Here is a 26892-nt window from a genome sequence, read left to right on the forward strand (position 1 = left end):
CTAGTTCTTTAATAGGTTGAGGGGTAACGCTGGCTATCTACCCATCCTACTAAGAATCATGACCACTACTTATCTCCCTTTCACGAACCCTTGACGATTGGTGTGTGGGAATTCTTATTAACCGCTGATAGTGTATACGGAGATTCCGGTTCGGGATATAGCTTAGAATATTTGCTATCGTAATGCCTGACCTCAAAATAGTTTAAGTTTGACGGGTGAGGCTTATATAGCGAGAAACATTCCAACAGACAAAAAGTTGCTGCACTCTCTAAAAGCCCGACATTCACTACTTGATTTTTGAAGAAGCGACCTGATTTGATCCAGTGTTTCATCTGGCTTTTTGACAAGCAGTAAAATGCTGAATGAGGATTGCTAAACTCAGCAAATTTTACACTTTCTATCTCTACACTAGATAGCTGATTCCACGAGAGCTGCGAATCTACTGTCAAATCAATATATCTCTTGGTTCCTTGATACATTTCAAAACGGTTTGGGTAAAGAATAGCATTCTCATAGCCGCTTTCTCGGTTAAATTTTTCTAATTTTTCTAGAACGAAAGCATCGTACAAAACAATGTCATCTTCTATGAATAAAAACCAGTCAAATTTTTCTACTCTTTCGACAAATTCTTCCTGAAGTCTAAACTCTACAAACATGGGGTCGCATTCAGGGCCTTCTTGTATCTGAATGCGCTTAATTTGATATTCGGGTAAGTAGGCTGTAACGTGCCTGTTCGGTAGAGTTTGGATAGTAATACTCAGGTCGCAATGAGCAAAACTCGTCAACAGTCCATCTATTGTGTGCCTGAGTCTCTCTATTTTTTCTGCGCCTTTTTCTGGATTGTTAGATTCTTCAACTGATGTAATGTGTGCGACCGCCGCAAAGACTTTGGGGCGTTCTTTTTCGGGCTGTTCGTTTTCTTTGAACAAATTTATAATGCGATTTCTTTGGTAAAAAAACATCATTTTAGTATACCTCGTGGCTACTCTCGATATTTCTTGTAACAGAGCCATTTGTAAAAAGATAAAGTGCATTACTTTTCTTCTTGTATTATTTTCGGCTGACATATAGACAATCTCCTTTTGGTTTACTGAAACAGTTGATTGATTGGAACTAAATCCATCGGTGATATTTTATCGATTGGCAGACCCAAATTAAAAACGACTCTACACCCAAGTAGAGTGGCCAGCACCCCTACAAACAGCGCTGTTAATTGAATATCCTGCCAAAAACAAGTTAGTCCTTCTTTCCACAAACCGTAGTTAGTTACTGCATAGGTAGGAAGGTCGCCGAGAGCTACAGCAATCACGGCACCTAAATTACCTTTTAAGTAGTATCCCAGCGGTATACTTATACATAGATTCACAAAAGTCAGTAGATTGCCTATAGCTGGGTACTGAGACTTTCCTACGGCTAACAGACAAGAACCCATCATATTGTGGAGGGTGGTGTGCCAGATACCTAACGCCAAGATTGGCATCATCCAAGATGCCGCCGCATACTCTTTTCGATACAGTATTAAAATTAACTGATCTCCAAAACTCACAAAAATTGCTAAACCTACGGCTAATGGTATTAGAATTAGCTTGCGGTTCTTGAGTATCTTGGCGCGCAACTCCTCCCGCGGCAACTCTGCCAGCATAGAAATCGAGGGAAAAATCACCCGGCCACTAATGGCGATAATGACTTGGCGTGGCATATCCCCCAGGGTAAAAGCGATTCCGTAAATGCCCAACATTGTTAAAGTAAATATTTTTCCGAGGATGAGTCTATCGGCTTGAGAACACAAGAAAAACAAAGCCGTAGACAAAAATATCCATTTCCCATAAGAAAATATTTCTTTAGCTGCTGCTTTATCCCAAGCAAAGCGGTTTGACTTGCCGGGAATCAAAAAATGGCTCCATACTAGCTCCATTAAAGCTCCAGTAAAGCCAGCGACGAGGATCGCCCAGATGCTGCGATCGAACCAGGCCCAGACAATCATCACTGTTGTAGAAACAATCTGTATGACCAACTCAAAAATTACTACTTTCTTCACTGCCATTTTGCGTTCTAGGCTGGCTGTGGCAGTGGATTTAAACCCTCCTAGTAAGGAATTTATACCTATTATTGGAATCAACCACAGAAGACGGGGCTCTTCATAAAAACTAGCAACGGGCTGGGTAATTATAATCAAACAAATGAAAATGAACAAGCTGCGAATAACTTGCAGTGTCCAAGCGGTGTTGAGAAATTGAGGATCTTCCCCGCGCTTATTCTGGATGATACTTGGGCCCAAACCTATGTCTGTAAATAAGTTGATCCCTGTTATAAAAACGTAGCTTAGACCTACCAGACCAAATAATTCGGGCAAAAGCAGACGCGTCAGGATTAAGTTACTGCCAAATCGGATAATTTGACTGCTTCCATAGCTGGCGATCGTCCAGGCAGCACCTTTGATAGCTAATTTTTTTTCTGATGACATATACTCAGAATTTATTTCCTAATTACGAGTGTAGTTGCTGAATTTGTTATTTGCAACTCCTACAGGATGATGCTGCCACTTTTCTTGCTGACTTTACCGTATCTTCATAGGTAGACGCAAGTTGGATCGGGACTGTCCATCTCGCAATAAAGGTAAAATTTAATCTCATACTTACTCTCCATCTAATAATCATAAGGGTTTTTGGGTTCAGGAATTGGTTTGAGGGAGGATGCTTGAATGATTAATTTGCGCTTGCCTTGCAGTTCTTCTACGATCGTTTCTCCTTCTATTTCTAGCCAACTGTCTGGGGCAAAGGTGGTGCGACTTTGACCGATCAGTAATTTTACTGGCAACCCGATCGGATAAGCGTCTGCCGCGCAGCAGGTAATGATAAAACGCCCGATCCACATATATTGTTCTGCTAGGTTAGGGGGATGAATTACAAATCCTTGAACTTTGACTTTTTGACCTCTGTATGTGTCCGGTTCGGGGTTGAAATTTAGCAGCCGCACCCATTCGACGAGCGAGCGCTGTTCGGGTTTTGTAGTATTGCGAAATTCTTGGGGTTGCAGTCTGGTGATGGGCAGGGATTCGGTGAGGCCTCGTTCTAATGCTGTCTGGCTGGTAAAAGTGCGTGGCGTTGTGAGTAAACCTATTAATGCGACGCTCAACATTAAGGTGCTGCCGATACTGGGGGGAAACAAAGTAACGTGTTCAACTTCTGTGATTCTGAGAGAGTTATTTGCTGCTGATGTCCGCGATTGCTTTGTGAGGCGATCGAGTTTTAAGAGTTCCCAAGTTTTTAACCCGCCAATAACCATTAAGCCGATTCCTCCCGCTAGAGTCAAGCCAAAGTAATTGGGGTGAATGAGAATGCTTAATTTGCCGCTAATCCAATATTTAAGAAGCAGTATTCCCCAGGCTAAGATAGCTAGGGCGTCCAGCCAAGGGCTAATTTTTTTAAGATTCATTTTTTAATAGTGATTGGGAAACAAGAGGTAAGAGGGAAGAGGGAAAAGAAAAAAATACTTACCCGTATATCCGTGACTTCCGTGTCGTGGAGCAAGGTCATTGAAAATCGAAAATGGTATTAGTGGTCTGTTCGAGCTAATTTATTAACCTAAATGCAAGTTGACAGCGAGGGTCATTAAAAAGGTTAACTGAGCTGCCAAGACAACTAAGTAAACTACGGATCTACCTTTAAAAATTGACAGCATTAAACCGATGCCTTTGAGGTCAATCATCGGGCCGAAAACGAGAAATGCTAACAGCGAACCGCTGGTAAATGTGGAAGCAAAAGACAGGGCAAAAAAGGCATCTACTGTAGAACAAATCGATACCACTGCGCCTAAGAGCAGCATGGCTAGAATCGAGGAAACGGGGCCTTGGCCGAGGTTGAGAATTAGTTCGCGGGGGGCTCCTACTTGAATGATGGCCGCGATCGCACTTCCGATCACCAACACTCCTCCCAATTCGCGCAACTCCTGTACCATAGTATCTAAAAGCAGGCGCAGACGCTCTTTAGAAACAGGGTGGAACATCGAGGAACGTTTCGAGGTTTTTTCTGTTTTGCCTGTTTGTAATGGCTGCCAGTTGTCTTGTAGCAAAGATTCGATCGGCACCGCCCCCCCCGGCTGACCGAGCATAAATGTTCCCGACTGCAACAGCAGCGGAGTGTTGGCTTGGACGAGTTCTTTTTTGGAAAACTCTGGTTTTGGGAGGGGAATGGCGCGGGCTACAGACGGGTGCAGCAGAGGCCGCAAGTCTTTTTGGGCGCTGAACACCCAGCCGATAATTGTAGCTATAGACAGAGAAAATACCACCCGCAAAACTACAATTTCTGGCTGATCGCGAAATGCCGTCCAAGTCGCCCAAATTACCACGGGGTTGATGGTGGGGGCTGCGAGCAAAAAGCCGATCGCGGCTGGTGCGGGCACTCCCTGCATCAGTAGCCTGCGGGCTACTGGCACGTTACCGCACTCGCACACGGGAAACAAAAAGCCGATCGAACTGCCCATCAAAGCCGCCAGCAGCGGGTTTCGCGGGATGCGCGATACGAGTTTGCGTTCGTCTACAAAGCCCAGCAGCAAACCTGAGAATAAAACTCCCAGCAGCAGAAAAGGTATTGCCTCTACTAACAAGCTGAGAAACAGGGTGAAAGCATTGTTTAACTGATTTGTCAGGGCGGGTTGCATCGATCACCTACGGGTAGATTGCTATTTAGTTATACGTCTTTGGTAGAACTCCTTGTATATCATAACAAAGCATAGCACTAAATTAAGATCCAGTTATTTTTTTTAGCCTTTTTTTTGCTGGATTTTGTAAATATTATAATTTAATCAATCCTGATGCCTTGAATAATTTGGACTGGTTAAAGTTGTTTGAATTTAACAAAGATTTTATTCATATCCGCCTCGTACAGCCAATCAATAATTGACTCTGCCAACCGTCGCAGATTTGATAGATTTTGCGGTTAACAATAATTGATTGTAGAACAAATGCCAAGGCAGATTTTGGAGATTGCGGGCGAGGCTAAGTGTTTTATATAACGATCTCTATAAAATTGGTTTTTAGCGATGACTTTAGTTTTCACTACAAACCTATAGGTGACCCACTGGCAGGTGTGTCGCTGGCTGAGCGTTACGGGGGGTTGCGAGTACCGGATCGGGGAGATGGGATAAAATCGCCTCAAATGCCCTAGCTTGAAAGGCGTCCCGCCATCGCGATTGCAAGCTAAAACTCCGGGACGCGACCCCCCGAATTTCTGCTTTTAACTTGTCTGCTGACGGGCTGCATCGTGTTGGCGATCGGGCAATTGCGATTTTATTCTATTGTCAATCAATTATATTTCTCAGTACAAAAACGTATTAACAAAAGGTTAAGACGATAACTTAAGGTTAATGAATAGTTAAATAGTCGAACCAAGCGTTAATACCGCTCAAGTCAGTATAAAATAAAGTCAGGTATAATTACCAGGGCGCATTTATCTGGGCTATTCTCAATCTTGCCTAATACTTTAAGTGGTAAAATTCCATTTACTACAGTCAGTTTTTTGTGTAATTTAAAATGCAGTTTGCCAGGGGGATGCCGGTCAAAGCACTCAGCCACTCACCTGCTGACCTTTGGTAGCTGAATGTCTGCCGGCAAATAGAACCCAAAAAAGCGTGCTGATAAATTTATGTTGAATACCTCCTGCGTAGAAAGACCCGTCCAACCCATCTCCGAGGCTGACCTAGGAGAACTTTGTTTAGACTCTACTCTCCAACAATTGTCGCTTTACGATTTTCAGGTAGAAGCTACGGATTGGGGAATGCGAATTTCTCAGATGTTAGAAGCTAATCCGCTATTACCGGGAGTCATTGTGACCCATCAAGGTGAATTTGCAGGCATGATTTCCCGGCGGAGATTTTTAGAATTTATCAGCCGTCCTTTTGGGCGAGAATTATTTTTAAAACGACCTGTGAGGGCTTTGTACCGCTTTGCCGAAACTGAGAGTTTAATTTTTCCCAGCAATACTTTAATCGTGGATGCAGCCAGGAAGTCGTTGTTGCGATCGAAAGAACTGCTTTACGAACCGATTGTAGTTCAAGTGTCGTCTCAAACTTATAGTTTGCTAGACGTGCACGAACTGTTAGTAGCCCAATCCAACATTCATGAACTAGCGACAAAATTGCTGAGGCAGCAAACTCAATCTCAACTAATTCAAACTGAAAAACTAGCCAGTTTGGGGCAGATGGTAGCTGGAGTCGCCCACGAAATTAGAAATCCCCTCACCTGCATCAGCGGAAATCTCGGCTTTTTGTCCAACTACTCGAAAGATATCATGGAGTTGCTGTCTGCTTACGAACACATTGTGGGTGACAGCGAAAAAATTGGCGAACTCAAAAAACACATAGAATTTGATTTTTTGCAAGAAGATTGGGTGGAAATTCTCAAAAGTATGAAAGTTTCATCACAGAGGCTGACCGAACTCGTCACCAGTCTGCACACCTTTTCTCACATGGACGAAACCCATTTGAAAGAAGCTAACATCCACGAATGTATTGACAGTACGCTGCTAATTATGAAAAACCGTCTGAAGTACGGGATTAAAGTAGTTAAAAGCTATGGTGATTTGCCTTTATTCAAGTGTTACTCTGGTCAGTTGAGCCAGGTATTTATGAATATCATCAGCAATGCGATCGACGCTTTGGAAGAGGAACAAGCAGAAAAAGGTTTTGTGCCTGTGATTACTATTGAAACCGAGGTAATAGACAGTTCGGACGGAGACTGCGTGAATTCGGAATTAATTCAAAATTATGCTATGGGCGATCGACAAAATGCAAAACAGCTATCATCCGCCAGCCAAAACGGCGACTTCTCCCTAGAAGCGGCGGAAAAAAATCAAAATAACGCTTGGATAGCCATCCGAATTGCCGATAACGGGCCGGGAATTCCTCCAGAAATTCAGCGGCGGATTTTTGAGACATTTTTCACCACCAAACCGGCGGGGAAAGGTACAGGTTTGGGCTTGGCAATTACCCATCAAATTGTTACGGAAAAGCATAAAGGCAAGCTGAATTTGCATTCTACGCCCGGTACAGGTACTGAATTTGAAATTTTGTTGCCATTGATTTGAAGCAATAAGTCATATCAAATCTGTTAGCATCGGAATTATTCCTATCTCTCTTCTCTTGATCTGCGTGAATCAGCGTCAGTCCATTGTCATCTGCGGTTAATAAATTCTCTTTTTTTAACCGCAGATACAGGCAGATTAACACCGATTAACGCAGATGAATTATATCAATTCCGGTTGCACCATCGGTGATTGTTGATTGATGACTAATGACTAATGACTACTGACTAATGACTAATGACTACTGACTAATGACTAATGACTACTGACTCTTTTTAAGCTCTTAGCTGAACAGGCATTACCAAGAATGTAGCATTAACTCCGCCCAAAGGCTGGAAAATTACGGGGGCTAAAGCACCGTTTAATTGCAGTTGAATTTCTGGGGATTGAGCAGTTTTCAAAATGTCAATTAAGTATTTCACGTTGAAAGCAATATCTATGCTATCTCCAGAAATCTGTGCCGGCATTGACTCTTTGCCGCAGCCGACATCTTTAGCATCTACAGACAAAGTAATTTCCTGATTCTCCTCGTCGATGCTGCATTTGAGAATATTATTTTTTTGGTCGGCAAAAACTGCTATTCTTTCAACTGCTGCTAAGAACGATCGCCTTTCTAAGGTAATTTGTCGCTCAAAAGACGGCGGAATTAACTGCCGATATGCGGGATACTGCCCTTCCAAGGTGCGGGTTGTCAGCCGCTGGTCTGCCCATTCAAACACTACTTGACCGTGTTCAAAATGCAGGGTGACAGGTTCAGTCCACTGGCGCATCACCAGCATTCTTTCTACTTCCCGCAATGCTTTAGCGGGGACTGTCACCTCAAATTCTTCTTGGGTTTCTTCGCCTTCAGCTTTTTCATTGGCAGTTTGAACTACTGCCAATCTGTGGCCGTCTGTAGCTGCAAATTCCAAGCAATCTTGCAATACCTTTAAATGCACGCCTGCAAGTACCTGTTTTGCCTCGTCGGGGCTAGTAGCAAATAAAGTTCCTTTGAGTCCTTCTATCAAGGCTTCCGGCGGCAATTTGAGGATTGTTCCGGCTTCGATTGCGGGCAATTCTGGGAATTCTTCTGGGCCCATGCCTCTAACTTGGTAGCTGCCAGAACTGCAAGTGAGATATGCTACGGTGTCCCCCGCTTCGTCTTCTAAAGTAATCTCTCCATCTGGGAGTCTCGAAACAATATCGTTGAGTAATTTAGCGGGTATGGTAAAACTGCCGCCGCCTGTTACTTCTGCTGCGAAGCTGGTGCGAATGCCCAAACTGAGATCGAAAGCTGTCAAGCTAACCCGCTGATTTTCCTCATCCGCTACTAAGAGCACGTTGGCGAGTACCGGATGTGTCGGGCGGGAGGGAACGGCCCGACTTACCAACGAGAGGTTGGCGTTGAGGTCACTTTGGGTGCAAACCAATTTCATGGTAGGAAGGTTAATTAACCGGATTTGAAACAGAAACAAATCGTATCACAGAAAGCCAGCGGGTCGGTTTTTCTGTGTGTAGGGCTTAAGCATGGGGCTAGAAACCGGGTTTCTAGGCAAAATTTTGTCTGTAAAAACCAGAAATCTTCGTAGAAACCGGGTTTCTGAAGTCAGCGCGCATCGCGAATTATCTGTGTTGGGTGTGCAGGGATCATCAGTTTTTTTTAATTTATTGAATTATTTTTGTACCGATCGCCCTGTGGAAACTGTGGAAAAAAAAGCTAACTGCTTGCTGGGCGTCACTCTTAGGTAATAAATACTTGTGGAAAACTTGTGGAAAAGCTGTTGAGGTCGATCGCCCATTTTTGTGCAAAAACTGTTTCGGGCGAGCGAGTAAAGTTTTCCACAAACTGAGGGCAACTTTTCCACAGGTTTTTCCACAGGCTAGCTGCTACGCATAGAGATTGTCTGTTATGCGAGAGTTACCCCTTCGATCATAGGTGTCAACTTAAGCTTTTTGTCCGCCAGTCCTGCCGCCCACCCGGCACTCTTCGCCAGGGAATGAATTCCACGGGGCTTATAGCTAAAGTCCTCTCAAAGAGGACTGAAGAGCTCATTAGTCCTATGCAAGAGGATTTTAGCTTTGAGGCTCTTGTTTCAACCCCTGCCGGACTATGGGTTTTACGTTAAGTTGACACTAATGCCCTTCGATGATTCCCATCTTGAAATCGCTGCATAGAGTCATTGGTGTAACAACTGACAACTGACAACTAACAACTGACTTCTTCTCAAGTTTTGCGGCTGACAACATTAATTCGATCGCTCAACTGACGCAAAGTTTGAGCCAAATTCGGGTCAGTGTTCCGCAACTGAGCAATTTTGTCACAACTGTAAAGCACAGTCGTGTGATCTTTGCCACCGAACACTTCGCCCACTTTCGGCAAACTCAAACCAGTATGCTGCCGAATTAAATACATCCCTATTTGACGTGCCAGACTAATTTCTCGCCTGCGGGAAATGCCTTTCAAATCTTCAACAGAAACATCAAACTCCTCTGCCACAACTGCAATTACTGCATCGGGAGTCGCCTCTACGCTTTCAGTTTGCGGGTTCAAAACCGGGGTGATATTCTCCACGGTCATCGGCAAACCGGTAATTGAAAGATATGCTACCGCCCGAATCAAAGCACCTTCCAATTCCCGAACGTTGGAAGTGTAACTAGAAGCAATGTATTCAATGACATCTCGCGGCAGACGCATATTTTCATACTCGGCTTTTTTCTGCAAAATTGCCATCCTAGTTTCCAAGTCTGGCAATTGAATGTCGGCAATTAATCCCATGGAAAATCTGGAACACAAACGCTCTTGCAGGCGTGGGATTTGCTGCGGCGGGCGATCGGAAGCTAAAACTACTTGATTCCCGGCTTCGTGCAAAGTATTAAAAGTGTGAAAAAATTCTTCTTGAGTATATTCTTTGCCTTCTATAAATTGGATGTCGTCTATTAATAAAACATCGGCTGCTCGATAATGATCGCGGAAAGTTTGCATACTATCTTTCCTAATTGCGGCGATTAAATCGTTAGTAAATTTCTCAGTAGAAACGTAAAAAATCTTGGCGTTGGGGTCAATTTCCAAGCGATAATGACCGATCGCCTGCATCAAATGAGTTTTGCCCAAACCAACGCCACCGCACAAAAATAGGGGATTGAATTCTCGGCCAGGAGACTCAGCTACCGCAAGGGAAGCTGCGTGAGCCATGCGGTTGTTAGAACCGACAACAAAGCGGGAAAATAGGTATTTGGGGTTTAAATTGGCGGGTTTGGGGGGGTGAAGCGAGTGGCTTTCCATATCGGCGATGGGGGAGGGCCAAATCATGGCGGAGTCACTGCTGCCGCCTGTTTCGTTTCCTCCGGCAATGGTCAAGTAAATGTCTACGGGATAGCCGAGAATTTCGTAGACTGCATCGGCAATGGTTTTGACGTAATATTTTTGCAACCAATTGCGAGCAAAGGGGTTGGGGGCGCTGACGATCAAACAGTTATTTTCGAGTTGTTCGGCGCGGGCAGTTTTGATCCACGTCTCAAAGCTAGGTCTGCTCAGTTGTACCTGGAGACGTTCAAGTATCTGATTCCACAGACTTTCGAGGGGAATGTCCATCGCTCACCTCTGCCGATCGGCATTCAAGAGATTAAGTTTATAGTCTAGAGAGTTTAGTCGTCAGATGCTAAAGTTTAAGGGAGTCTGCCGTAGCTTGCGGGGCGGGACGCCATCGCCCAAAAATTTTGCGGCTCTGCAGCCCAAACCAGGTATCGGGGAGCTGTTCAGCAAATATTTAGATTTGGCAGGAAAGCCTTAAAACATGGCCATGAAGAGTTCTACTGGCAAATTTTGGAAGCAACCGGCAATTTACATATTGCTGCTGGTAACGGGAGCCGGAGCCGCCATGTTGGGCGATCGTCTGACGGTTTCTCAATTTCGTGCAAATTCTGGCGATTCGGGACAAAGGGCGCTGGAACCGAAATTGCAACTGCCTCCTAATACAAAGGATCAAGCTAGCAAAGTCTTGCCGCCTGTTTCCTTGTCCGGCGACGCGGCTAATGTGAATTTTATTGTGGCTGCGGTGGCAAAAGTTGGCCCGGCAGTGGTTCGGATCGATGCTTCGCGCCGGGTGAAACCGGGAAATAGAGGGCTGTCGCCGGAAGATTTTTTTGGGAGAGAACCGAATTCGGGCGGCCGAGGCGGGATCGAACGGGGCACTGGTTCGGGTTTTGTCATCGGTGCCGACGGCTTGATTCTCACTAACGCTCACGTTGTAGAGGGAGCCGATACGGTAAATGTAACTCTCAAGGACGGCCGCAGCTTTCAGGGGCAGGTGTTGGGGGCGGATAAGGTGACGGATGTGGCTGTGGTGAAGATTGAGGCGAATAATGTGCCTGTGGTGACGATCGGCAATTCGGATAAGCTGTTGCCTGGGGAATGGGCGATCGCGATCGGTAATCCTTTGGGTTTGGACAATTCCGTAACTGCGGGGATTATTAGCGCTACGGGGCGATCGAGTTCTGATGTCGGCGTACCCGACAAGCGGATCGGTTTTATTCAAACAGACGCTGCAATTAATCCGGGGAATTCCGGTGGCCCGCTGCTGAATGCTTCGGGTCAAGTTATTGGCATGAATACGGCGATTATTCAAGGTGCTCAAGGATTGGGGTTTGCGATTCCCATTCAGGCGGCCCAACAGGTGGCGAAGGAACTGATTACGACAGGGAAAGTCGAACACGCTTATTTGGGAATTGAAATGGCGACGCTGACTCCGGAGGTTAAGCAGCAAATTAACAGCAACGCTAACAGCAGCCTGCGAGTTGCAGTCGATCGGGGTGTGGCTATTGTTAGCGTTGTTCCTAATTCTCCGGCAGCAGCAGCCGGTTTGCGGGCTGGAGATGTGATTCAAAAAATTAATAATCAGCCGATTATTCAGTCGGAAGCTGTTCAGGAGTTTGTGCAAAATGCTAAGGTTGGCGGTCTGTTACAAATGGAGATTAATCGCAACGGGCAAATAGTTAATTTGACTGTTAAACCGGGGAGTTTGCCGGTTCAAAAAGTTAGATAATCTGTTGACAGTTGACGGTTGACAGTTGACAGTTGACGGTTGACAGTTGTTACCATATACCAATTAGCAATTACCAATGACTAATTAATATGGCAGAACTCTTACAAATCTCACAATTAGGAAATCCCGTGCTGCGTCGCCCGTCGCAAGTTGTCGAGAATATTAAGGACGATCGCATTCAACAGTTAATCGACAACCTAATTTCTACCGTACAACACGCGCACGGAGTAGGGATTGCCGCCCCTCAAGCGGCTCAGTCCGATCGCCTGTTCATCGTCGCATCCCGCCCCAATTTGCGGTATCCCCAAGCACCCCACATGGAACCCACAGCAATGATTAATCCGCGGATTGTGGCTGCATCAACAGAGACAGTCAAAGACTGGGAAGGCTGTTTGAGCATTCCGGGTATTCGGGGATTGGTGCCGAGAAGTAGGGCGATCGAGATAGAATACACCTGTAGAGACGGCAAACTCCACCGACAAGAATTGACAGACTTTGTGGCCCGAATTTTTCAACACGAACACGACCATTTAGATGGAATCGTGTTTTTAGACAGAGTGGAAAATACCCACGAACTAATCACAGAGGACGAGTACCAAAAGCAAATTGTCAACTTACTATAACACTTGATATAATTGCTAGTAGTAACACCAGTGATGTTGTGAATAGGAGGGCGAATGTCTATCAACTTAGAAAAAGGCGGGAGAATCAATCTCTCTAAAGAAGCACCCGGGCTGAAAAATGCCGGAATTGGTTTGGGATGGGATACCAATGCTACAGACACCGGCGCAGCATTTGACTTAGATGCTTCCGTGTTTATGTTGGGGGCTACTGGCAAAATTCCCGGCGAAAAATACTTTGTTTTCTACAACAACAAGGAGTCGCCGGACACTTCTGTAATACATCTGGGAGATAGCAGAACCGGAGAAGGCTTTGGCGATGATGAAACAGTTACCGTCGATTTAACCAAAATCGATCCGGCGGTGCAAGAAATTGTGTTTGTGGTAACTATCCACGAAGCAGAATCGAGAAGGCAAAACTTCGGTCAAGTGCGGAATGCTTTTATCAGGATTTACGACACTACTACTAACACAGAGGTAACGAAGTACGATTTGGACGAGGATTTTGCTAAGGAGACAGCGGTAGAGTTTGGCAGACTTTACAAAAAAGACGGTGAGTGGAGGTTCCAAGCTGTAGGACAAGGCTACAATTCCGGCTTGCAAAGCTTTGTAGAGAAGTATGCCGCATAAAAAAGCGATCGCTCCTAGCTAAATAAATCGAGGGGAAATTCGGAAGCAGGAATGTTTCCCTCGATTTTAAGCAATCAGACTCATGAGGTGATAAACCAGATGGGAATTCAATTAAAGAAGGGCGAAAGATTTAATCTTTCTAAAACATCTCCTAATTTAACAAAAGTTGCGATCGCCCTGGGGTGGGAAATAGCAACTGAACTAAGTTTATCGAACTCAAACCCGCAAAGCTGCGATATCGATGCCTCTGTTTTTGCATTAGGTGCAGACGGCAAGATTCCCGATGAAAGATACTTTGTATTTTACAATAACTCGCAGTCGCCGGACGGAGCGATCGCCCATTCTGGAGATAATCAAACTGGTCAAACTCAAGGAGATGACGAGACAATTTATGTAGACTTAGAAAAAGTAACGGCTGCTGTTGAGGAAATCGTTTTTGTGGTCACGATTCACGACGCACAAGCTAAACATCAAAATTTCAGCCAAATCAGAAATGCTTTTATCCGATTGTACGATCGCGAAACCGACAGCGAACTAGCCCGCTATGATTTAACAGAAGCTTTTTCTGAAGAAACAGCAGTCGAGTTTGGACGGTTGTATAAAAAAGATGCAGCTTGGAGATTTCAGGCCGTAGGGCAAGGATATAAAGCAGGGTTGCAGAGTTTTGTTGACAAGTATCATTCAGAGATTAAACCGGAAGAAAAGACACTAGAAGCGCCTAAAGTCAAGAAAGTAGAACTGCCTAAATTAGAGATGCCTGAAGCTAGCGGGAAAATTCAGAAAGGTATGGCAATAAAACTTGAAAAAACAGGCGACTCGCACAAAATAAACCTCAGTAAATCAGGTAGTTCTGAGTTGCTTGCAGTTCACGCCAATCTCGACTGGGAAGAAGTGCAAAATCGGGGCAGATTTTCGGAAAAATTCCTGGGAGTAAAGGGGACTCCCGATCTGGATCTTGGTTGTATGTACGAGATGGCTAACGGCGAAAAGGGAGTGATTCAGCCCTTGGGAAAATGCTTCGGCTCAAAAATGTCTTCACCCTACATATTTCTCGATAAAGATGACCGCACTGGCGCGACTGAGGGAGAAAATATGTATATTTTTAGACCTGATTTGATTAAACGGGTGATGTTTTTTGGTTTCATCTACGCAGGGGTTCGCGACTTTAAAACTGTGCGGGGACGAATGTTGTTCAAAATCAGCAACGGTGAAGAAGTATATCTCGAACTCGATAATCCAGATAGCAATAGAAATTTTTGTGCGGCGGCTATGATTGAGAAGATAGGTTCCCAGATTGTAATACTCAAAGAGGAAAGATACTTTCGCGGACATGAAGAAGCCGATCGCTACTACGGATTTGGATTTAATTGGTATGCCGACACTAAGTAGTGGTGGCAGTCGAGTAGAGTTCATCCAGTTAAATAAAACAACTGGTTGAACAACTGATATCTTCCAATTTACTTAAGTTCTCATACACTTTAGGGAGTCACAAAACTATGGCTATCAACTTGACAAAAGGACAATCGATCGTTCTCAGCAAAAGCGAATACGACTTATCCCGATTAACAATGGCTTTGGGCTGGGATGTAGCACAAGCTAAAAAAGGTCTTTTCGGCCGAAGCAGCGGTGCCAATTTTGACTTAGATTCCTACGCTCTGCTGCTGGGAGAAAATGGCAAAATAAAGAACTACAAAGAGGATGTAATTTATTACTCTCATTTGGAGTCAAATGACAAAACAGTTGTTCACTCAGGCGACAATCTCACGGGGGCTGGAGACGGAGACGACGAACAAATAGTGGTGAAACTGAGCTCTTTGCCAGCACAATATCACAAAATTATTCTGGGCGTAAATATTTACGATGGAAAAGAAAGAAAACAGCATTTCGGCCTGGTACAAAATGCTTTCGTGAGGGCGGTAGATGCCGCCGGGAAAGAAATAGCTCGCTATCGCTTGTCAAATGACCCTTCTTATGAAGGAAAATTAAATATGTTGATGGGAGAAGTTTATCGAGAAGGCGGCGAGTGGAAGTTTAAGGCTTTGGGAAATCCTTTGGCTGAGGATATGAACGGTGTTGTCGGTTCGTTTATGCGGTGATATTAAAGATGTTTTTTTAACCGCCGATAAACGCAGATAAACGCAGATGAAATTCCATCTGCGTTTATCTGTGTTAATCCGCTGATATCTGCGGTTAAAAAATCCCCATTTACTTATTAGACATCTGAAAAAAAGCTACTCCAATCAATCTTTAATCGGCCGCATTGTCGGGAACATCACCGCATCGCGGATGCTTTGAGTATTAGTTAAAAGCATCACCAATCTGTCTACGCCGATACCCATTCCGGCACAGTTAGGCATTCCCAAAGATAGCGCTTGAATAAAGTCTTCATCCATTGGATGCGCTTCGTCATCGCCGGCATTTTTCTGCGCCAACTGTTCCTCAAAGCGCTTTCTTTGCTCTTTCGGATCGTTCAATTCTGAGAAGCCGTTCGAGTATTCTGTACCGTTGATAAATAGCTCGAAACGTTCTACAAATCCCGGCTTGCTGCGATGTCCTTTTGCTAAGGGACTGACTTCGACAGGATAGTCGATGATGAATGTAGGTTGAATTAGTTTGGGAACAACTAATTTGTCAAAAACTGCATACAGCACGTAGCCTAAACTCTGTTGTTCTAGCTTAGACAGGTGCAATTCTAGTTTGGTTGCAGAGGCGATCGCACTTTCCAAGTCCAAACTGTCAAAATCCAGCCCAAATTCGTCTCTGACAGCTTCTACCATCGTTTTCACTTGCCAGTGTTTGCCGTTGAAACCGGGATATTTTTCGCTGTAGTCGAACTTGCGTTCTAAACTAATTGTTTCCCCCTGATTTTCAATTTCCTTGACATCTCCAAATACAGCCGCTGCTGCGAAACACATCACGTCTTCGACAACTCCTAAAATGTCGAAAACATCAGCATAAGCTTGGTAAACTTCTAAAGAGGTAAACTCGGGATTGTGGGTGCTATCAATGCCCTCATTTCTAAATGCTTTCCCTAGTTCAAAAACTCGCTCGAAGCCGCCGCAAATTGCTCTTTTTAAGAACAGTTCTGGAGCCACTCGCAAATACAAATCTACCTCTAAAGCATTGTGGTGAGTGATGAAGGGTTTAGCAGCAGCACCGCCGTAAATAGCTTGCAGTGTTGGCGTTTCTATTTCGTAAAAATTGGCTTGCCACAGATAGGAACGGATGCTTTGAACGATGCGGCTGCGAAGCATAAAACGGTTGAGCGCATCTTGGTTGCTTGCCAAATCCATTTCGCGGTGACGGCGGCAAACTTCGGGGTCGTTAATTCCGTAATAAGCATCGGGAAATTGAATGGTAGCTTTTGATAAAAGCTTTAATTCCCGCACTAAAATAGAAAGTTCTCCCCTGGGGGTGCGACAGCCGATACCTTCGACGCCGACAAAATCGCCGACATCGAGCAATTTTTTAATTTGTTCAAAGCTCAAACCGACTTCGCCGGTGACGATTGCTTTCTCGATTTTGAGTTGAATTTTGTCTGTGGCGTCTTTTAAATCGATGAAACCAATTTTGCCGCTGTCTCGCTTGGAAGTGATGCGGCCGGCTAATCGCAGGGGAATTTCTTCGGGGTCACTTTCTCCGTTTGCGAGTTCTTTTCCCGGCTGACTAAATATTTCGCGAACTTGTTGGGATGTGTGCGATCGCGCGTAGGATTCACTGGGATATGGTTCTATGCCTTGCGATCGCAGTTCGTCTACTTTTTGACTGCGGACTTCGGCTTCACTGAGAGTCATTAGTTATTGCCTGATTAAAATTACAAATATCTGACATCTTGCACTATTCTGGCGATCGTGTGAACGGGTGGGCTAGAAGAACCCAACCCCTACTCCCCACAAGAAAATTCACTCTTTGTGGAACAGGCATCTTGGCTGTTCGTGACAAAGCTGCAAGATGTCAGAAACACCAAACTCTATCATAATAGGGCTGCTTTGAGAGCCAATTTGCCAAATAATAAGTTACACCCTCTCGTAGCCCGATCGCACAGACCCGCACTCGCCCCAGAAATATCTCCGATAACAATTTACGATCGACTGCACAAAGCGACCGAAACATTAAAAAATTAAGTTGTCTGTCGATCGCAACAGGTGAGATGATATGTAGTGCAGCCTCACGGCAGTTCCATCGAAACTGAACAGTAGAGACGATAGTCGTCGATCGAACTCGGCTCATCGCACCTCTGTCAGAATCGACCACACACTCTCTCTCTTACATATAAAAACCAGAATTATGGCTGTTGCAACCCAATCACTCGAAGAACTCTGCATCAACTCTATCCGCTTTCTCGCCATCGATGCGGTAGAAAAAGCAAAATCAGGCCATCCAGGACTGCCGATGGGCGCTGCCCCTATGGCCTTCGTGCTGTGGGATCGGTTCATGCGGTTCAACCCCAAAAACCCCAAGTGGTTTAATCGCGATCGCTTCGTCCTCTCAGCCGGCCACGGCTGTATGCTACAGTACGCCCTCATGTACTTGACCGGCTACGATAGCGTCACCCTCGACGACATCAAGCAATTTCGCCAGTGGGAGTCCAAAACCCCCGGACACCCCGAAAACTTCATGACAGAAGGCGTAGAAGTTACCACTGGCCCCCTGGGACAAGGAATTGCTAATGCCGTTGGTTTGGCAATGGCAGAAGCTCACCTCGCTGCTAAGTTTAACAAGCCCGACCACAAAATTGTTGACCACTACACCTATGTCATCATGGGTGACGGCTGCCACATGGAAGGCGTTTCTGGCGAAGCTTGTTCTTTGGCCGGACACCTCGGACTCGGCAAATTAATTGCCTTGTACGATGACAATCACATTTCTATTGAAGGCGACACCAGCTTGGCCTTTACTGAAGATGTGGGCAAGCGTTTTGAAGCTTACAATTGGCACGTCATTACAGTAGACAATACCGCTCTAGACGAAGATACTAACCTAGAAGCAGTTCACAAAGCTATTGAAGAAGCCAAAAAAGTCACGGACAAACCGTCCATGATTAAAGTCCGTACCATCATTGGTTACGGTTCTCCCAACAAGCGCAATTCCTACAGTGCTCACGGCGCTGCTTTGGGTAGCGATGAAGTGCAAGCAACTCGTGATTTCTTGAAGTGGGAACACGCACCGTTTGAGATTCCTGATGATGCTTTGTCACACTTCCGCAAAGCAGTCGAACGTGGCGCTCAATCTGAGCAAGAATGGCAGAAAGCTTTTGATGCTTATAAAGCAGCATATCCTGCAGAAGCTGCAGAATACGAGCGCACAGTTGCCGGCAAACTTCCCGAAGGTTGGGATAAAGTTTTGCCGACATACAAGGCAGAAGATAAGGCCGATTCGACTCGGAATCATTCGGGAAAATGTTTGAATGCTTTGGCAAGTGTGTTACCTGAACTGATCGGCGGTTCCGCTGACTTGGCATCTTCTAACATGACTTTGCTCAAGGGTGAAAAAGACTTCCAACAAGGTCAGTACGAAGGACGTAACCTGCGGTTTGGTGTGCGGGAACACGGCATGGGTGCGATCGCCAACGGTATGGTACTGCACGGCGGTTTGATTCCTTACTGTGCTACTTTCTTGGTATTTGCTGACTATATGCGGGGAGCAATTCGCCTCTCTGCACTATCGGAAGCTGGAGTTATTTACGTAATGACTCACGACTCCGTAGCCTTGGGCGAAGACGGCCCGACTCACCAACCGGTGGAAACCATCGCTTCTCTGCGAGTAATTCCCGATTTGTTGGTAATGCGCCCTGCGGATGGTAATGAAACATCCGGCGCTTACAAAGTGGCAGTTGAAAGCCGCACCCGCCCAACTTTAATGGCTCTGTCGCGCCAAAATCTGCCCAACTTGGCTGGAAGTTCGATCGAAGGAACGGCCAAAGGCGCTTACATTTTGTCCGACGACGGCGGCACTCCCGACATCATTTTAATCGGCACCGGTGGCGAAACATACCTCTGCGTTGATGCCGCTGAAAAATTGCGCGCTGCAGGCAATAAAGTGCGCGTAGTTTCCATGCCTTGCTGGGAATTGTTCGACTTACAAGATGCCGCTTACCGCGAATCTGTACTGCCGAAAGCTGTTACTAAACGGTTGGCCGTTGAAGCAGGTTCTAGCTTCGGCTGGGGACGTTATTTGGGTTCTGAAGGTGATAGCCTCAGTATTGACAGATTCGGCGCTTCTGCACCGGGCCCCGTTGCTTTAGAAAAGTTTGGCTACACCGTTGATAATGTGGTAGCTAAGGCTCAGGCGCTGTTGGGTTAATAGCAGCAGCATAATTTTTGGTGGGGCGGGCTTCGGGCTCGCCCCATTTTTTATAGCAGAAGGAAGTTCGGCAACGGATTCGCTTTCTTCCGATGTAACAGATGTAACGGATGGATGGAAGAAGGCTTTAGTTATTTAGAAGATAAGGAAGAAGGAAGGAAAAGCTAAAATCCTAAAATCTTAAATCGGCATAAGCTGCTACGCATCTAAATTGTATTTTTGGGCGGGCGGGACGCCCAACCCCTACTCCCCACAAGAATTTGCTCGAATTTGATTGCCAAATTTAGATGCGCCTCAGCTTATAGGGTTTCACTTCGTCATACCTCACATCTTGCACCATTGTCAGCAACAGGGAAGATGCCAGTTCCACAAGAAAATTCATCTCTTGTGGAACTGGCCGGAAAGCCTGTTCATAAAAGGATTATTGAGAATGGTGCAACATATGAGTTATACCCAACCTAGAGCTCGCTACAACTTGCGAATCATTGAGAATTGCTATATTAAGACTTACGGAAGAAAAACCAGTTTCTAGAACAATATTCGGTTTGGCAATGAGGCCTTTATGAAGAAACCGGGTTTTTAGCCTCCCGTGCATCCAGAACTATATATTTCAGAGAGTTAAGATAAGTTATAAGTTATTGCGTTAAATTACTCCTTCCCCATTTCCCATTCCGTTTATGATTTGGAACTTTTTAAATCACCTGTTATTCACCGGGCATTATCTTCCTCAGGCCCACTGTTACCTTTGGCAGCCAGAGCTACTCGCGCTCCACATAGTATCAGACTCTATGATTGCCCTGGCTTACTATTCAATACCCCTATCGCTAATTTATTTTATTTTTCAGCGAAAAGACTTGCCCTTTCGCAATATCTTTTGGCTGTTTGCAGCCTTTATTATCTCCTGCGGCACTACTCATATAATGGAAGTTTGGACGCTTTGGCATCCTGTTTATTGGGTTTCTGGCTGTCTGAAAGTTATGACCGCCGCGATTTCTGCTTACAGCGCTTTTGCATTAATTCCTTTACTTCCTCAAGCATTAACTCTCCTCAGCCCAACTCAATTAGGGATGATAGATCTAATACTGCAAAAAGAAATCCTTGAACGCCGAGAAACAGAAGCTCGCTATCAAACTTTAACTGAAGCTTCGCCGGTGGGAATATTTTATGCAGATGCTGGAGGAGACTGCTTGTATGTCAACGAGCGCTGGTGTCAAATTTCGGGAATTACCTGTGATGAAGCTTTGGGCAAAGGGTGGTTGCAAGGCATTCATCCAGACGACCGCGATCGGGTTTTTGCTCAATGGTATAGCGCCGCGCAGGAGAAATTGCCCTTTAAATCAGAGTACCGATTTCAAGGCATTAATCACACTCAAATCAGTTGGGTATTCGGTCAATCTGTCGGTCAAATCGGAGAGAATGGGGAGGTGGAAAGTTATGTCTGTACTATTACTGATATTACAGAACGCAAGCAGGTAGAAGATGAAAATCGACGGCTCAATGAAACTCTGGAGCATCGAGTTGCTGAGCGCACGGCTCAAATGGAAAGTTCTAACCACAAATTGCAAAAAGAAATAGCCTACCGCGAAAAAATTGCTCTCACTTTGTTGGAATTGACGCAGTTGCAAAAGGCAATTCTTAATAGCGCTAACTACACAATTATTTCTACAGATACCGACGGTACAATTAAAACATTTAATCGGGCGGCAGAGCAACTTTTAGGTTACTCGCGAGAAGAAGTGGTGGAAAAAGTCACGCTAGCAATAATTCACGATCCTCTGGAAATAGTTAAAAGAGCTGAAGTTCTTTCTCAAGAATTGGGAGTGAAAATAGAGGCGGGAATTGAAATATTTTTTGCCTTGCCGTGCCGGGAAATCGCTGACGAAAATGAATGGACTTACATTCGCAAAGATGGTTCGCGGTTTCCGGTACTGCTGTCGGTGACTGCCTTATTTGACAGCAACGGAAATATTAACGGTTTTTTGGGTATAGGTCAGGATATTAGCGATCGCAAACAAGCTGAAAAAGAGCTGCGCGACCTCACTAATGCCATGCAAAATGCGGTGGAAGGCATTTCGCGGCTGGATATTGAGGGGCGCTACGTGAATGTTAACCGAGCTTACGCTCATAAATGCGGTTACGAACCGAAACAAATGCTTGGCATGGAGTGGCAGCTCACCGTACATCCGGGCGATGTTGAGATGATGCTCTCAGCTTATCAGGAAATGCTAATTTCTGGCAAAGTAGAAGTTGAAGCTAGAGGCGTTCGGAAAAATGGCTCGTTTTTTTACAAGCAATTAACGATGGTAAAAGCTTGGGACGAACAAGGGATATTTAACGGTCATCACTGTTTTATGAAAGATATCACCGAGCGCAAACTAACGGAAAGAGCCTTGCAGGAAAGCGAATTCAAGTACAGGCAAATAGTTGAATTAGCAGAAGAAGGTATTTGGGTAATTGACAGCAATGCCCTCACGACTTACGTCAATCACGCAATGGCGCGAATGCTCGGGTATAGTGAATTAGAAATGTTCGGGCGGCCGCTTTTTGATTTCATGGACGAATCGGAAAAACAAAAAGCTCTTGATAATGTCGAGCGGCGCAAGCAAGGTATTGGTGAACAACACGAATTTAAATTCAAAAGCAAGGATGGCAAAGATATTTGGACTGATCTGTCTACCAGTCCAGTCAGGGACTCCCAGGGGAATTTGCTGTCTTGTTGTGCCTTGGTTTACAACATTACAGAGCGCAAAGAAGCAGAGCAGCAAATGCTGCAACTTACAGAAGATTTGAAGCGTTCCAATGAGGAATTAGAACAATTTGCTTATGTGGCTTCCCACGATTTGCAAGAACCGCTCCGAGCCGTTACCAGTTACACTCAATTGCTTGCCCAGCGCTATCAAGGAAATTTGGACGATCGCGCAGATAAGTATATTAATTATATTGTCGATGGCGCCACCAGAATGCAGCAGTTAATTAACGATTTGTTGGCGTATTCGCGCCTGGGAACGAGGGGTCAGGAGTTTGAGCAAGCCGACTGCAACGCTGTGGTTAAGCAAACTATGTGCAATTTGCAAATTGCGATCGCCGAAACAAAAGCTGTAATCACCTGCGACGCGATGCCAAGCGTGATGGCGGATGAATCTCAACTGGTGCAATTATTCCAAAATTTGATCGGCAACGGCATCAAATTTTGTCGCCAAGATATCCCGTTGATTCATATCGCTGCCCGCAGGGAAGAGAGCGAATGGGTGTTCAGTGTCCGCGATAACGGCATTGGCATCGATCCGCAGTATGCCGATCGCATTTTTATCATTTTTGGGCGCCTGCACTCCCGCCGCGAATATTCTGGTACTGGCATAGGTTTGGCGATGTGCAAGCGCATTGTTGAACGCCATGGCGGTCGCATCTGGGTGGAATCTCAAGAGGGAAAAGGAGCGACTTTTTACTTCACTATTCCTATAATTAGTAGCTGAAGCCTCAAAGTTCAATTTTGTTTTTATACTTTAAAGGATACGCCGGTTATGAGCGATCGAAGCACTGTTAGGCCCATAGAGATTCTGCTGATTGAGGATTCTCCCAGCGATGCCGATTTGGCAAGAGAAGTCCTAGGTCAGGGTAAAATAGTGAATAACTTACATTTTGTGGAGGATGGAGTCGAAGCAATCAAGTTTTTGCGCCGCAAAGAACCTTATCTCAGAGTACCCCGTCCCGATTTGATTTTGCTCGATTTGCATCTGCCGAAAAAAAGCGGTATTGAAGTGCTAGAAGAAATTAAAACCGACCCTAAGTTAAAATTAATTCCTGTAGTGATTCTCAGCACCTCAGCAGCTCCAGAAGATATTTTTAAGTCCTACTCGCTCCACGCAAACTGTTACATAACCAAGCCGGTAGACTTAGTACAATTCACTAAAGTAGTCAGGTTAATTGAGGAGTTCTGGCTGGTCGTAGTCCAACTTCCTCTAAATTGAACGAACAGATACTTTACTTATGAATGCTCTAAATTTTTTCAACTTATTGACATTCGGCTGGTGGATGATTCGCCCAGGGATGCGGACTGGGATTTAGAAAAGCTGGCGACAAGCAAATTTTAAACAATTTGTACAAAAGTAGAATATAGGGGATCAGCAATAAATTGATTAAATAAAAAAGGCTTGTATTTTGGCTTTCCCGTCCAGATTTAACTCGGCTTGATTTTGCCTAAAAAAACGGTTGGGAAATATTGATCGAAATTAACTCCGCACTCAAGTTAAAAATGATTCCGGTGGTAATTATGACAACCTCAGCAGCCGATGAAGAGATGATCAAGTTTTATGCCCTGTCAGCCCGGTGCTACATCACTAAGCCTATCGATTTTAGTCAAGTCGCTAAGCCTGTGAGATGGATTGAGGATTGGTGGCTGGTGGCGGTGACAGTTCCCAAATAATAATTTTCAAGTTGAAAATGGCAAGGGAAAGCAAAAAAGTTTAACCTAAGATTGGTAGAGTGAAAATTTTACAGTCAAAAATGTCAAAGCTATGTGGATTAAGATTCTGTTAGTAGAAGACAATCCGGCTGATGCTGATTTACTTGCAGAACTGTTAGAAGTATCTGTGGGAGTCCAGTGGGAATTGGTGTCTGTTGAGTTCTTGCATGAGGCGATCGCACAACTGTGCAAACAATCCTTTGATGTAGTTTTGCTCGACCTTTCTTTGCCGGACAGCTGCGGTTTGGAAACCCTAACTCGCCTGCGAGAAGTTGCGCCGGATACGGCAATGGTGGTAATGACGGGCTTGGATGATGAGGCGATCGCCCTCGAATCAGTTCGCTTGGGAGCTCAAGATTACATTGTTAAAGGTCAAATTACTACTCAATTATTAGTGCGGACGATCCGCTACGCGATCGAACGTTCTCAAACATTTCAAATGCTGCGGGAAAGCGAGCGCCGCTTTCGGGCGATTTTTGACTCATCGTTTCAGCTAACCAAGCTGCTGACGCCCGAAGGAATTGTGCTGGAAGTGAACGAGACAGCCCTCGATTTTGCCGGATTGCGATCGGAGGATATTGTGGGCCGCCCGATTTGGGAAATGGCGATTTGGGCCCAGTCGCTACAGGTTTCCGAACAATTACAATCCGCGATCGGCAAAGCAAGTCGCGGCGAGTTTTTCCGCAGCGAAATCGATTTGTTAGGCAAAAGCTGCCAAATTGTGACAGTTGATTTCTCACTGAAACCTGTTAAAAATGAAACAGGACAAGTTTTGCTCCTGATTGCCGAAGCCCGTGACATTAGCGATCGTAAGCGAGCAGAAGCGGAAATTCTCAAAGCCCTCGCACGAGAAAAGGAACTTTCAGAACTGCGAGCTAAATTTGTCACAATGGTTTCCCACGAGTTCCGCACACCTTTGACAACCATCCAATTTTCCGCTGGATTGCTGCAAGATTACAGTTCTCAGTGGGCCCAAGATAAAAAATCTACTCATTTTGTGCGGATTCAATTAGCAATTAAACGCATGACAGAGTTATTAGAAGATATCCTCGTAATTGGAAAAATCGAAGCCAATACCTTGCAGTTTCAACCGGTTTCCTTAAACCTTGAAAAATTTTGCCGTCAACTGGTAGAAGAGCAGCAGCTCAACGACAGCAACCAACACCCGATCGCCTTTCAATATGAAGGCGGCAACTGCGAGGCTCAAATGGATGAAAAGCTGCTGCAGCAAATCTTGGGAAATGTCCTCTCAAATGCCATCAAATATTCCCCCGCGGGCAGTACAGTTTCCTTGCACCTCAACTGTCAAAACAAAGAAGCTGTTTTCCAAGTTCAAGACCAGGGCATCGGCATTCCCCAAGCCGATCGAGAGCGGATATTAGAAACTTTTTACCGAGCTCCAAATGTCGGCACTATTTCGGGAACAGGTCTCGGTTTAGCAATTGTGAAGAGGGCTGTGGAACTTCACGGTGGCCAACTTGCGCTCGACAGTCAAGAAGGAAAAGGCACAACTTTCACTATTACCTTGCCTCTAATTTGCCCTCCCAATCAATAACAACTGAATTCTCAACTATACATATCCGCTACTTAACGATTAATTAAGCGCTTAACAAACAAACTTATCAAGTGTCTGAACCCAGAATTTTCCTACAAACTACTAACTAAAAGGAGCTATCACCGTGGCTAAGATTTTGGTAATAGAAGACGAAGAAGCGATTCGAGAGAATATTTTAGAGTTGCTGGAAGCCGAGAATTTTGAAGGAATAGGGGCGATTAATGGCCAAGTCGGCATCAAATTGGCGATCAAACAAATCCCTGATTTAATTTTGTGCGACATGATGATGCCGGAAGTAGACGGTCACGGCGTCCTCAAAGCTTTGCGCTCCGAACCCTTGACTGCCACCATTCCGTTTATTTTCCTCACGGCCAAAGCCGATAAAGTTGACATTCGCACGGGCATGGAACTGGGAGCTGACGATTACATTACTAAGCCTTGTACGCCGCAAGAACTGCTAAAAGCGATTGCTATTCGACTTGAAAAACAAAAAACAATTAGTCGGCACTCTCAAAAGACGCTAGACGAATTACGCACTAATATTAGTATGTCGCTCCCCCACGAATTGCGGACTCCTTTGAATGCAATTCTCGGTTTTTCTGAGCTGATTCTGTCAGAATATCAGGTCTTAGAGGAATCAGATATCTTAGAGATGATCGGTCAAATTCAAACTTCCGGTCATCGCTTGTATCGGCTGATTCAGAACTTTTTGCTGTATGCAGAATTGGAGATAGCAGCCACCAATCCCGAACTGCTAAAGGAAATGCGTAATAGCGAATTTAGCTGTGTAAAATCTTTGCTGAGTCAAAAAGCGCTGCAGCAAGCAAAACACGGGAATAGAACAGACGATTTACAATTAAACTTGCAAGATGCGTCGGTAGCTATGGATTCTGTCAGACTCGCAAAAATTGTTGAAGAACTATTGGACAATGCCTTCAAATTTTCATTAGAAGGAACGCCGGTTTTATTAAGCACTTTCGTCGAAAATCAGACTTTTGTTCTGTCTGTGAAAGACCAAGGCCGCGGCATGACTGCCGATCAGATTGCACAGCTAGAAGCTTACAGGCAGTTCGATCGCAAACTTTACCAACAAGCAGGTTTGGGATTGGGCTTAGCCATTGTTCAACGCCTTGCAGAATTGCACGGAGGAGAATTTAAAATAGAAAGTTGGCCGCAGCAAGAAACCATAGTTTGCGTTTCCCTGCCTGTCTAAACAATGATT

At 45.0% G+C, this 26892-nt stretch carries 21 protein-coding genes; 13 read left to right on the forward strand and 8 right to left on the reverse strand.

The window, feature by feature from the left end; translation table 11 throughout:
* Nucleotides 1-80 precede the first annotated feature (80 nt).
* The 4 genes from QUA74_RS12575 to QUA74_RS12590 all read right to left on the reverse strand — a co-directional run bounded on the left by QUA74_RS12575 (nucleotide 81) and on the right by QUA74_RS12590 (nucleotide 4659).
* A complete protein-coding gene (locus tag QUA74_RS12575; protein ID WP_333328942.1) occupies nucleotides 81-965 on the reverse strand; it encodes a hypothetical protein in 885 nt (294 codons plus the stop codon).
* A 122-nt stretch (nucleotides 966-1087) separates the two neighbouring features.
* Entirely contained in the window at nucleotides 1088-2464 is a 1377-nt protein-coding gene (locus QUA74_RS12580; protein WP_333328945.1) for an oligosaccharide flippase family protein, read from the reverse strand.
* A gap of 182 nt (nucleotides 2465-2646) precedes the next feature.
* Nucleotides 2647-3435, reverse strand: coding sequence for a TIGR03943 family putative permease subunit (locus QUA74_RS12585; RefSeq protein WP_333328948.1), 789 nt, complete (start codon nucleotides 3433-3435; stop codon nucleotides 2647-2649).
* Between the two features lie 144 nt (nucleotides 3436-3579).
* The gene (locus QUA74_RS12590; RefSeq protein WP_333328951.1) at nucleotides 3580-4659 is read right to left on the reverse strand and encodes a permease; all 1080 of its coding nucleotides are present in this window, start codon (nucleotides 4657-4659) and stop codon (nucleotides 3580-3582) included.
* A 983-nt stretch (nucleotides 4660-5642) separates the two neighbouring features.
* On the opposite strand from QUA74_RS12590, the gene QUA74_RS12595 reads away from it, so the two are divergent.
* Nucleotides 5643-7082 (forward strand): ATP-binding protein, encoded by a 1440-nt coding sequence (locus tag QUA74_RS12595; RefSeq protein WP_333328954.1) that lies wholly within the window; start codon nucleotides 5643-5645, stop codon nucleotides 7080-7082.
* Between the two features lie 272 nt (nucleotides 7083-7354).
* Here QUA74_RS12595 and dnaN read toward each other — a convergent pair whose 3' ends face one another.
* The 3 genes from dnaN to dnaA all read right to left on the reverse strand — a co-directional run bounded on the left by dnaN (nucleotide 7355) and on the right by dnaA (nucleotide 10650).
* Nucleotides 7355-8494, reverse strand: coding sequence for a DNA polymerase III subunit beta (dnaN, locus tag QUA74_RS12600; RefSeq protein ID WP_006632140.1), 1140 nt, complete (start codon nucleotides 8492-8494; stop codon nucleotides 7355-7357).
* 237 nt (nucleotides 8495-8731) lie between these two features.
* The gene (locus QUA74_RS12605) at nucleotides 8732-8923 is read right to left on the reverse strand and encodes a hypothetical protein (RefSeq protein ID WP_333328957.1); all 192 of its coding nucleotides are present in this window, start codon (nucleotides 8921-8923) and stop codon (nucleotides 8732-8734) included.
* A 359-nt stretch (nucleotides 8924-9282) separates the two neighbouring features.
* Nucleotides 9283-10650 carry a chromosomal replication initiator protein DnaA gene (dnaA, locus tag QUA74_RS12610; protein ID WP_333328960.1) on the reverse strand — a complete coding sequence of 456 codons (1368 nt, stop codon included), beginning with the start codon at nucleotides 10648-10650 and terminating at the stop codon, nucleotides 9283-9285.
* Between the two features lie 208 nt (nucleotides 10651-10858).
* On the opposite strand from dnaA, the gene QUA74_RS12615 reads away from it, so the two are divergent.
* The 5 genes from QUA74_RS12615 (at nucleotide 10859) to QUA74_RS12635 (ending at nucleotide 15446) form a co-directional block, all read left to right on the forward strand.
* Entirely contained in the window at nucleotides 10859-12100 is a 1242-nt protein-coding gene (locus QUA74_RS12615) for an HhoA/HhoB/HtrA family serine endopeptidase (RefSeq protein ID WP_333328963.1), read from the forward strand.
* Between the two features lie 89 nt (nucleotides 12101-12189).
* Complete coding sequence (gene def, locus QUA74_RS12620; protein WP_333328966.1) at nucleotides 12190-12723, forward strand: peptide deformylase; 534 nt, start codon at nucleotides 12190-12192, stop codon at nucleotides 12721-12723.
* Nucleotides 12724-12777: 54 nt separating this feature from the next.
* Nucleotides 12778-13350 (forward strand): TerD family protein, encoded by a 573-nt coding sequence (locus QUA74_RS12625; protein WP_333328970.1) that lies wholly within the window; start codon nucleotides 12778-12780, stop codon nucleotides 13348-13350.
* Nucleotides 13351-13449: 99 nt separating this feature from the next.
* On the forward strand, nucleotides 13450-14739 hold the full coding sequence (locus tag QUA74_RS12630; protein WP_333328973.1) for a TerD family protein: 1290 nt from the start codon (nucleotides 13450-13452) through the stop codon (nucleotides 14737-14739).
* 107 nt (nucleotides 14740-14846) lie between these two features.
* Nucleotides 14847-15446: a TerD family protein gene (locus tag QUA74_RS12635; protein WP_333328978.1), complete on the forward strand. Its 600-nt coding sequence runs from the start codon at nucleotides 14847-14849 to the stop codon at nucleotides 15444-15446.
* Between the two features lie 144 nt (nucleotides 15447-15590).
* On the opposite strand, the gene lysS is transcribed toward QUA74_RS12635, so the two are convergent.
* Nucleotides 15591-17144 (reverse strand): lysine--tRNA ligase, encoded by a 1554-nt coding sequence (lysS, locus tag QUA74_RS12640; RefSeq protein WP_333328981.1) that lies wholly within the window; start codon nucleotides 17142-17144, stop codon nucleotides 15591-15593.
* Between the two features lie 117 nt (nucleotides 17145-17261).
* Here lysS and QUA74_RS12645 point away from each other — a divergent pair, with 117 nt between their 5' ends.
* The 7 genes from QUA74_RS12645 to QUA74_RS12675 all read left to right on the forward strand — a co-directional run bounded on the left by QUA74_RS12645 (nucleotide 17262) and on the right by QUA74_RS12675 (nucleotide 26883).
* Entirely contained in the window at nucleotides 17262-17474 is a 213-nt protein-coding gene (locus tag QUA74_RS12645; RefSeq protein WP_333328985.1) for a hypothetical protein, read from the forward strand.
* A gap of 163 nt (nucleotides 17475-17637) precedes the next feature.
* Entirely contained in the window at nucleotides 17638-19653 is a 2016-nt protein-coding gene (gene tkt, locus QUA74_RS12650; protein WP_333328988.1) for a transketolase, read from the forward strand.
* Nucleotides 19654-20330: 677 nt separating this feature from the next.
* On the forward strand, nucleotides 20331-23126 hold the full coding sequence (locus QUA74_RS12655; RefSeq protein ID WP_445302145.1) for a PAS domain-containing sensor histidine kinase: 2796 nt from the start codon (nucleotides 20331-20333) through the stop codon (nucleotides 23124-23126).
* Between the two features lie 48 nt (nucleotides 23127-23174).
* The gene (locus QUA74_RS12660) at nucleotides 23175-23621 is read left to right on the forward strand and encodes a response regulator (protein ID WP_333328994.1); all 447 of its coding nucleotides are present in this window, start codon (nucleotides 23175-23177) and stop codon (nucleotides 23619-23621) included.
* 302 nt (nucleotides 23622-23923) lie between these two features.
* Nucleotides 23924-24076: a hypothetical protein gene (locus QUA74_RS12665; RefSeq protein WP_333328997.1), complete on the forward strand. Its 153-nt coding sequence runs from the start codon at nucleotides 23924-23926 to the stop codon at nucleotides 24074-24076.
* A 91-nt stretch (nucleotides 24077-24167) separates the two neighbouring features.
* Nucleotides 24168-25670 carry an ATP-binding protein gene (locus QUA74_RS12670; protein ID WP_333329001.1) on the forward strand — a complete coding sequence of 501 codons (1503 nt, stop codon included), beginning with the start codon at nucleotides 24168-24170 and terminating at the stop codon, nucleotides 25668-25670.
* 124 nt (nucleotides 25671-25794) lie between these two features.
* On the forward strand, nucleotides 25795-26883 hold the full coding sequence (locus QUA74_RS12675) for a response regulator (RefSeq protein WP_333329003.1): 1089 nt from the start codon (nucleotides 25795-25797) through the stop codon (nucleotides 26881-26883).
* Nucleotides 26884-26892: the final 9 nt, after the last annotated feature.

This window comes from Microcoleus sp. LAD1_D3, from assembly GCF_036702135.1.
Lineage (GTDB): Bacteria > Cyanobacteriota > Cyanobacteriia > Cyanobacteriales > Microcoleaceae > Microcoleus.

Bases quoted from the DNA above. Each gene is read 5' to 3' on its own strand.
- QUA74_RS12660 (WP_333328994.1), top strand. From the start codon at position 23,175: ATGAGCGATCGAAGCACTGTTAGGCCCATAGAGATTCTGCTGATTGAG.
- def (WP_333328966.1), top strand. From the start codon at position 12,190: ATGGCAGAACTCTTACAAATCTCACAATTAGGAAATCCCGTGCTGCGT.
- QUA74_RS12575 (WP_333328942.1), bottom strand. From the start codon at position 965: ATGATGTTTTTTTACCAAAGAAATCGCATTATAAATTTGTTCAAAGAA.
- QUA74_RS12625 (WP_333328970.1), top strand. From the start codon at position 12,778: ATGTCTATCAACTTAGAAAAAGGCGGGAGAATCAATCTCTCTAAAGAA.
- QUA74_RS12595 (WP_333328954.1), top strand. From the start codon at position 5,643: ATGTTGAATACCTCCTGCGTAGAAAGACCCGTCCAACCCATCTCCGAG.
- dnaN (WP_006632140.1), bottom strand. From the start codon at position 8,494: ATGAAATTGGTTTGCACCCAAAGTGACCTCAACGCCAACCTCTCGTTG.
- QUA74_RS12580 (WP_333328945.1), bottom strand. From the start codon at position 2,464: ATGTCATCAGAAAAAAAATTAGCTATCAAAGGTGCTGCCTGGACGATC.
- QUA74_RS12635 (WP_333328978.1), top strand. From the start codon at position 14,847: ATGGCTATCAACTTGACAAAAGGACAATCGATCGTTCTCAGCAAAAGC.
- QUA74_RS12615 (WP_333328963.1), top strand. From the start codon at position 10,859: ATGAAGAGTTCTACTGGCAAATTTTGGAAGCAACCGGCAATTTACATA.
- QUA74_RS12585 (WP_333328948.1), bottom strand. From the start codon at position 3,435: ATGAATCTTAAAAAAATTAGCCCTTGGCTGGACGCCCTAGCTATCTTA.
- dnaA (WP_333328960.1), bottom strand. From the start codon at position 10,650: ATGGACATTCCCCTCGAAAGTCTGTGGAATCAGATACTTGAACGTCTC.
- QUA74_RS12630 (WP_333328973.1), top strand. From the start codon at position 13,450: ATGGGAATTCAATTAAAGAAGGGCGAAAGATTTAATCTTTCTAAAACA.
- QUA74_RS12670 (WP_333329001.1), top strand. From the start codon at position 24,168: ATGTGGATTAAGATTCTGTTAGTAGAAGACAATCCGGCTGATGCTGAT.
- QUA74_RS12655 (WP_445302145.1), top strand. From the start codon at position 20,331: ATGATTTGGAACTTTTTAAATCACCTGTTATTCACCGGGCATTATCTT.
- lysS (WP_333328981.1), bottom strand. From the start codon at position 17,144: ATGACTCTCAGTGAAGCCGAAGTCCGCAGTCAAAAAGTAGACGAACTG.
- QUA74_RS12590 (WP_333328951.1), bottom strand. From the start codon at position 4,659: ATGCAACCCGCCCTGACAAATCAGTTAAACAATGCTTTCACCCTGTTT.
- tkt (WP_333328988.1), top strand. From the start codon at position 17,638: ATGGCTGTTGCAACCCAATCACTCGAAGAACTCTGCATCAACTCTATC.
- QUA74_RS12665 (WP_333328997.1), top strand. From the start codon at position 23,924: ATGACAACCTCAGCAGCCGATGAAGAGATGATCAAGTTTTATGCCCTG.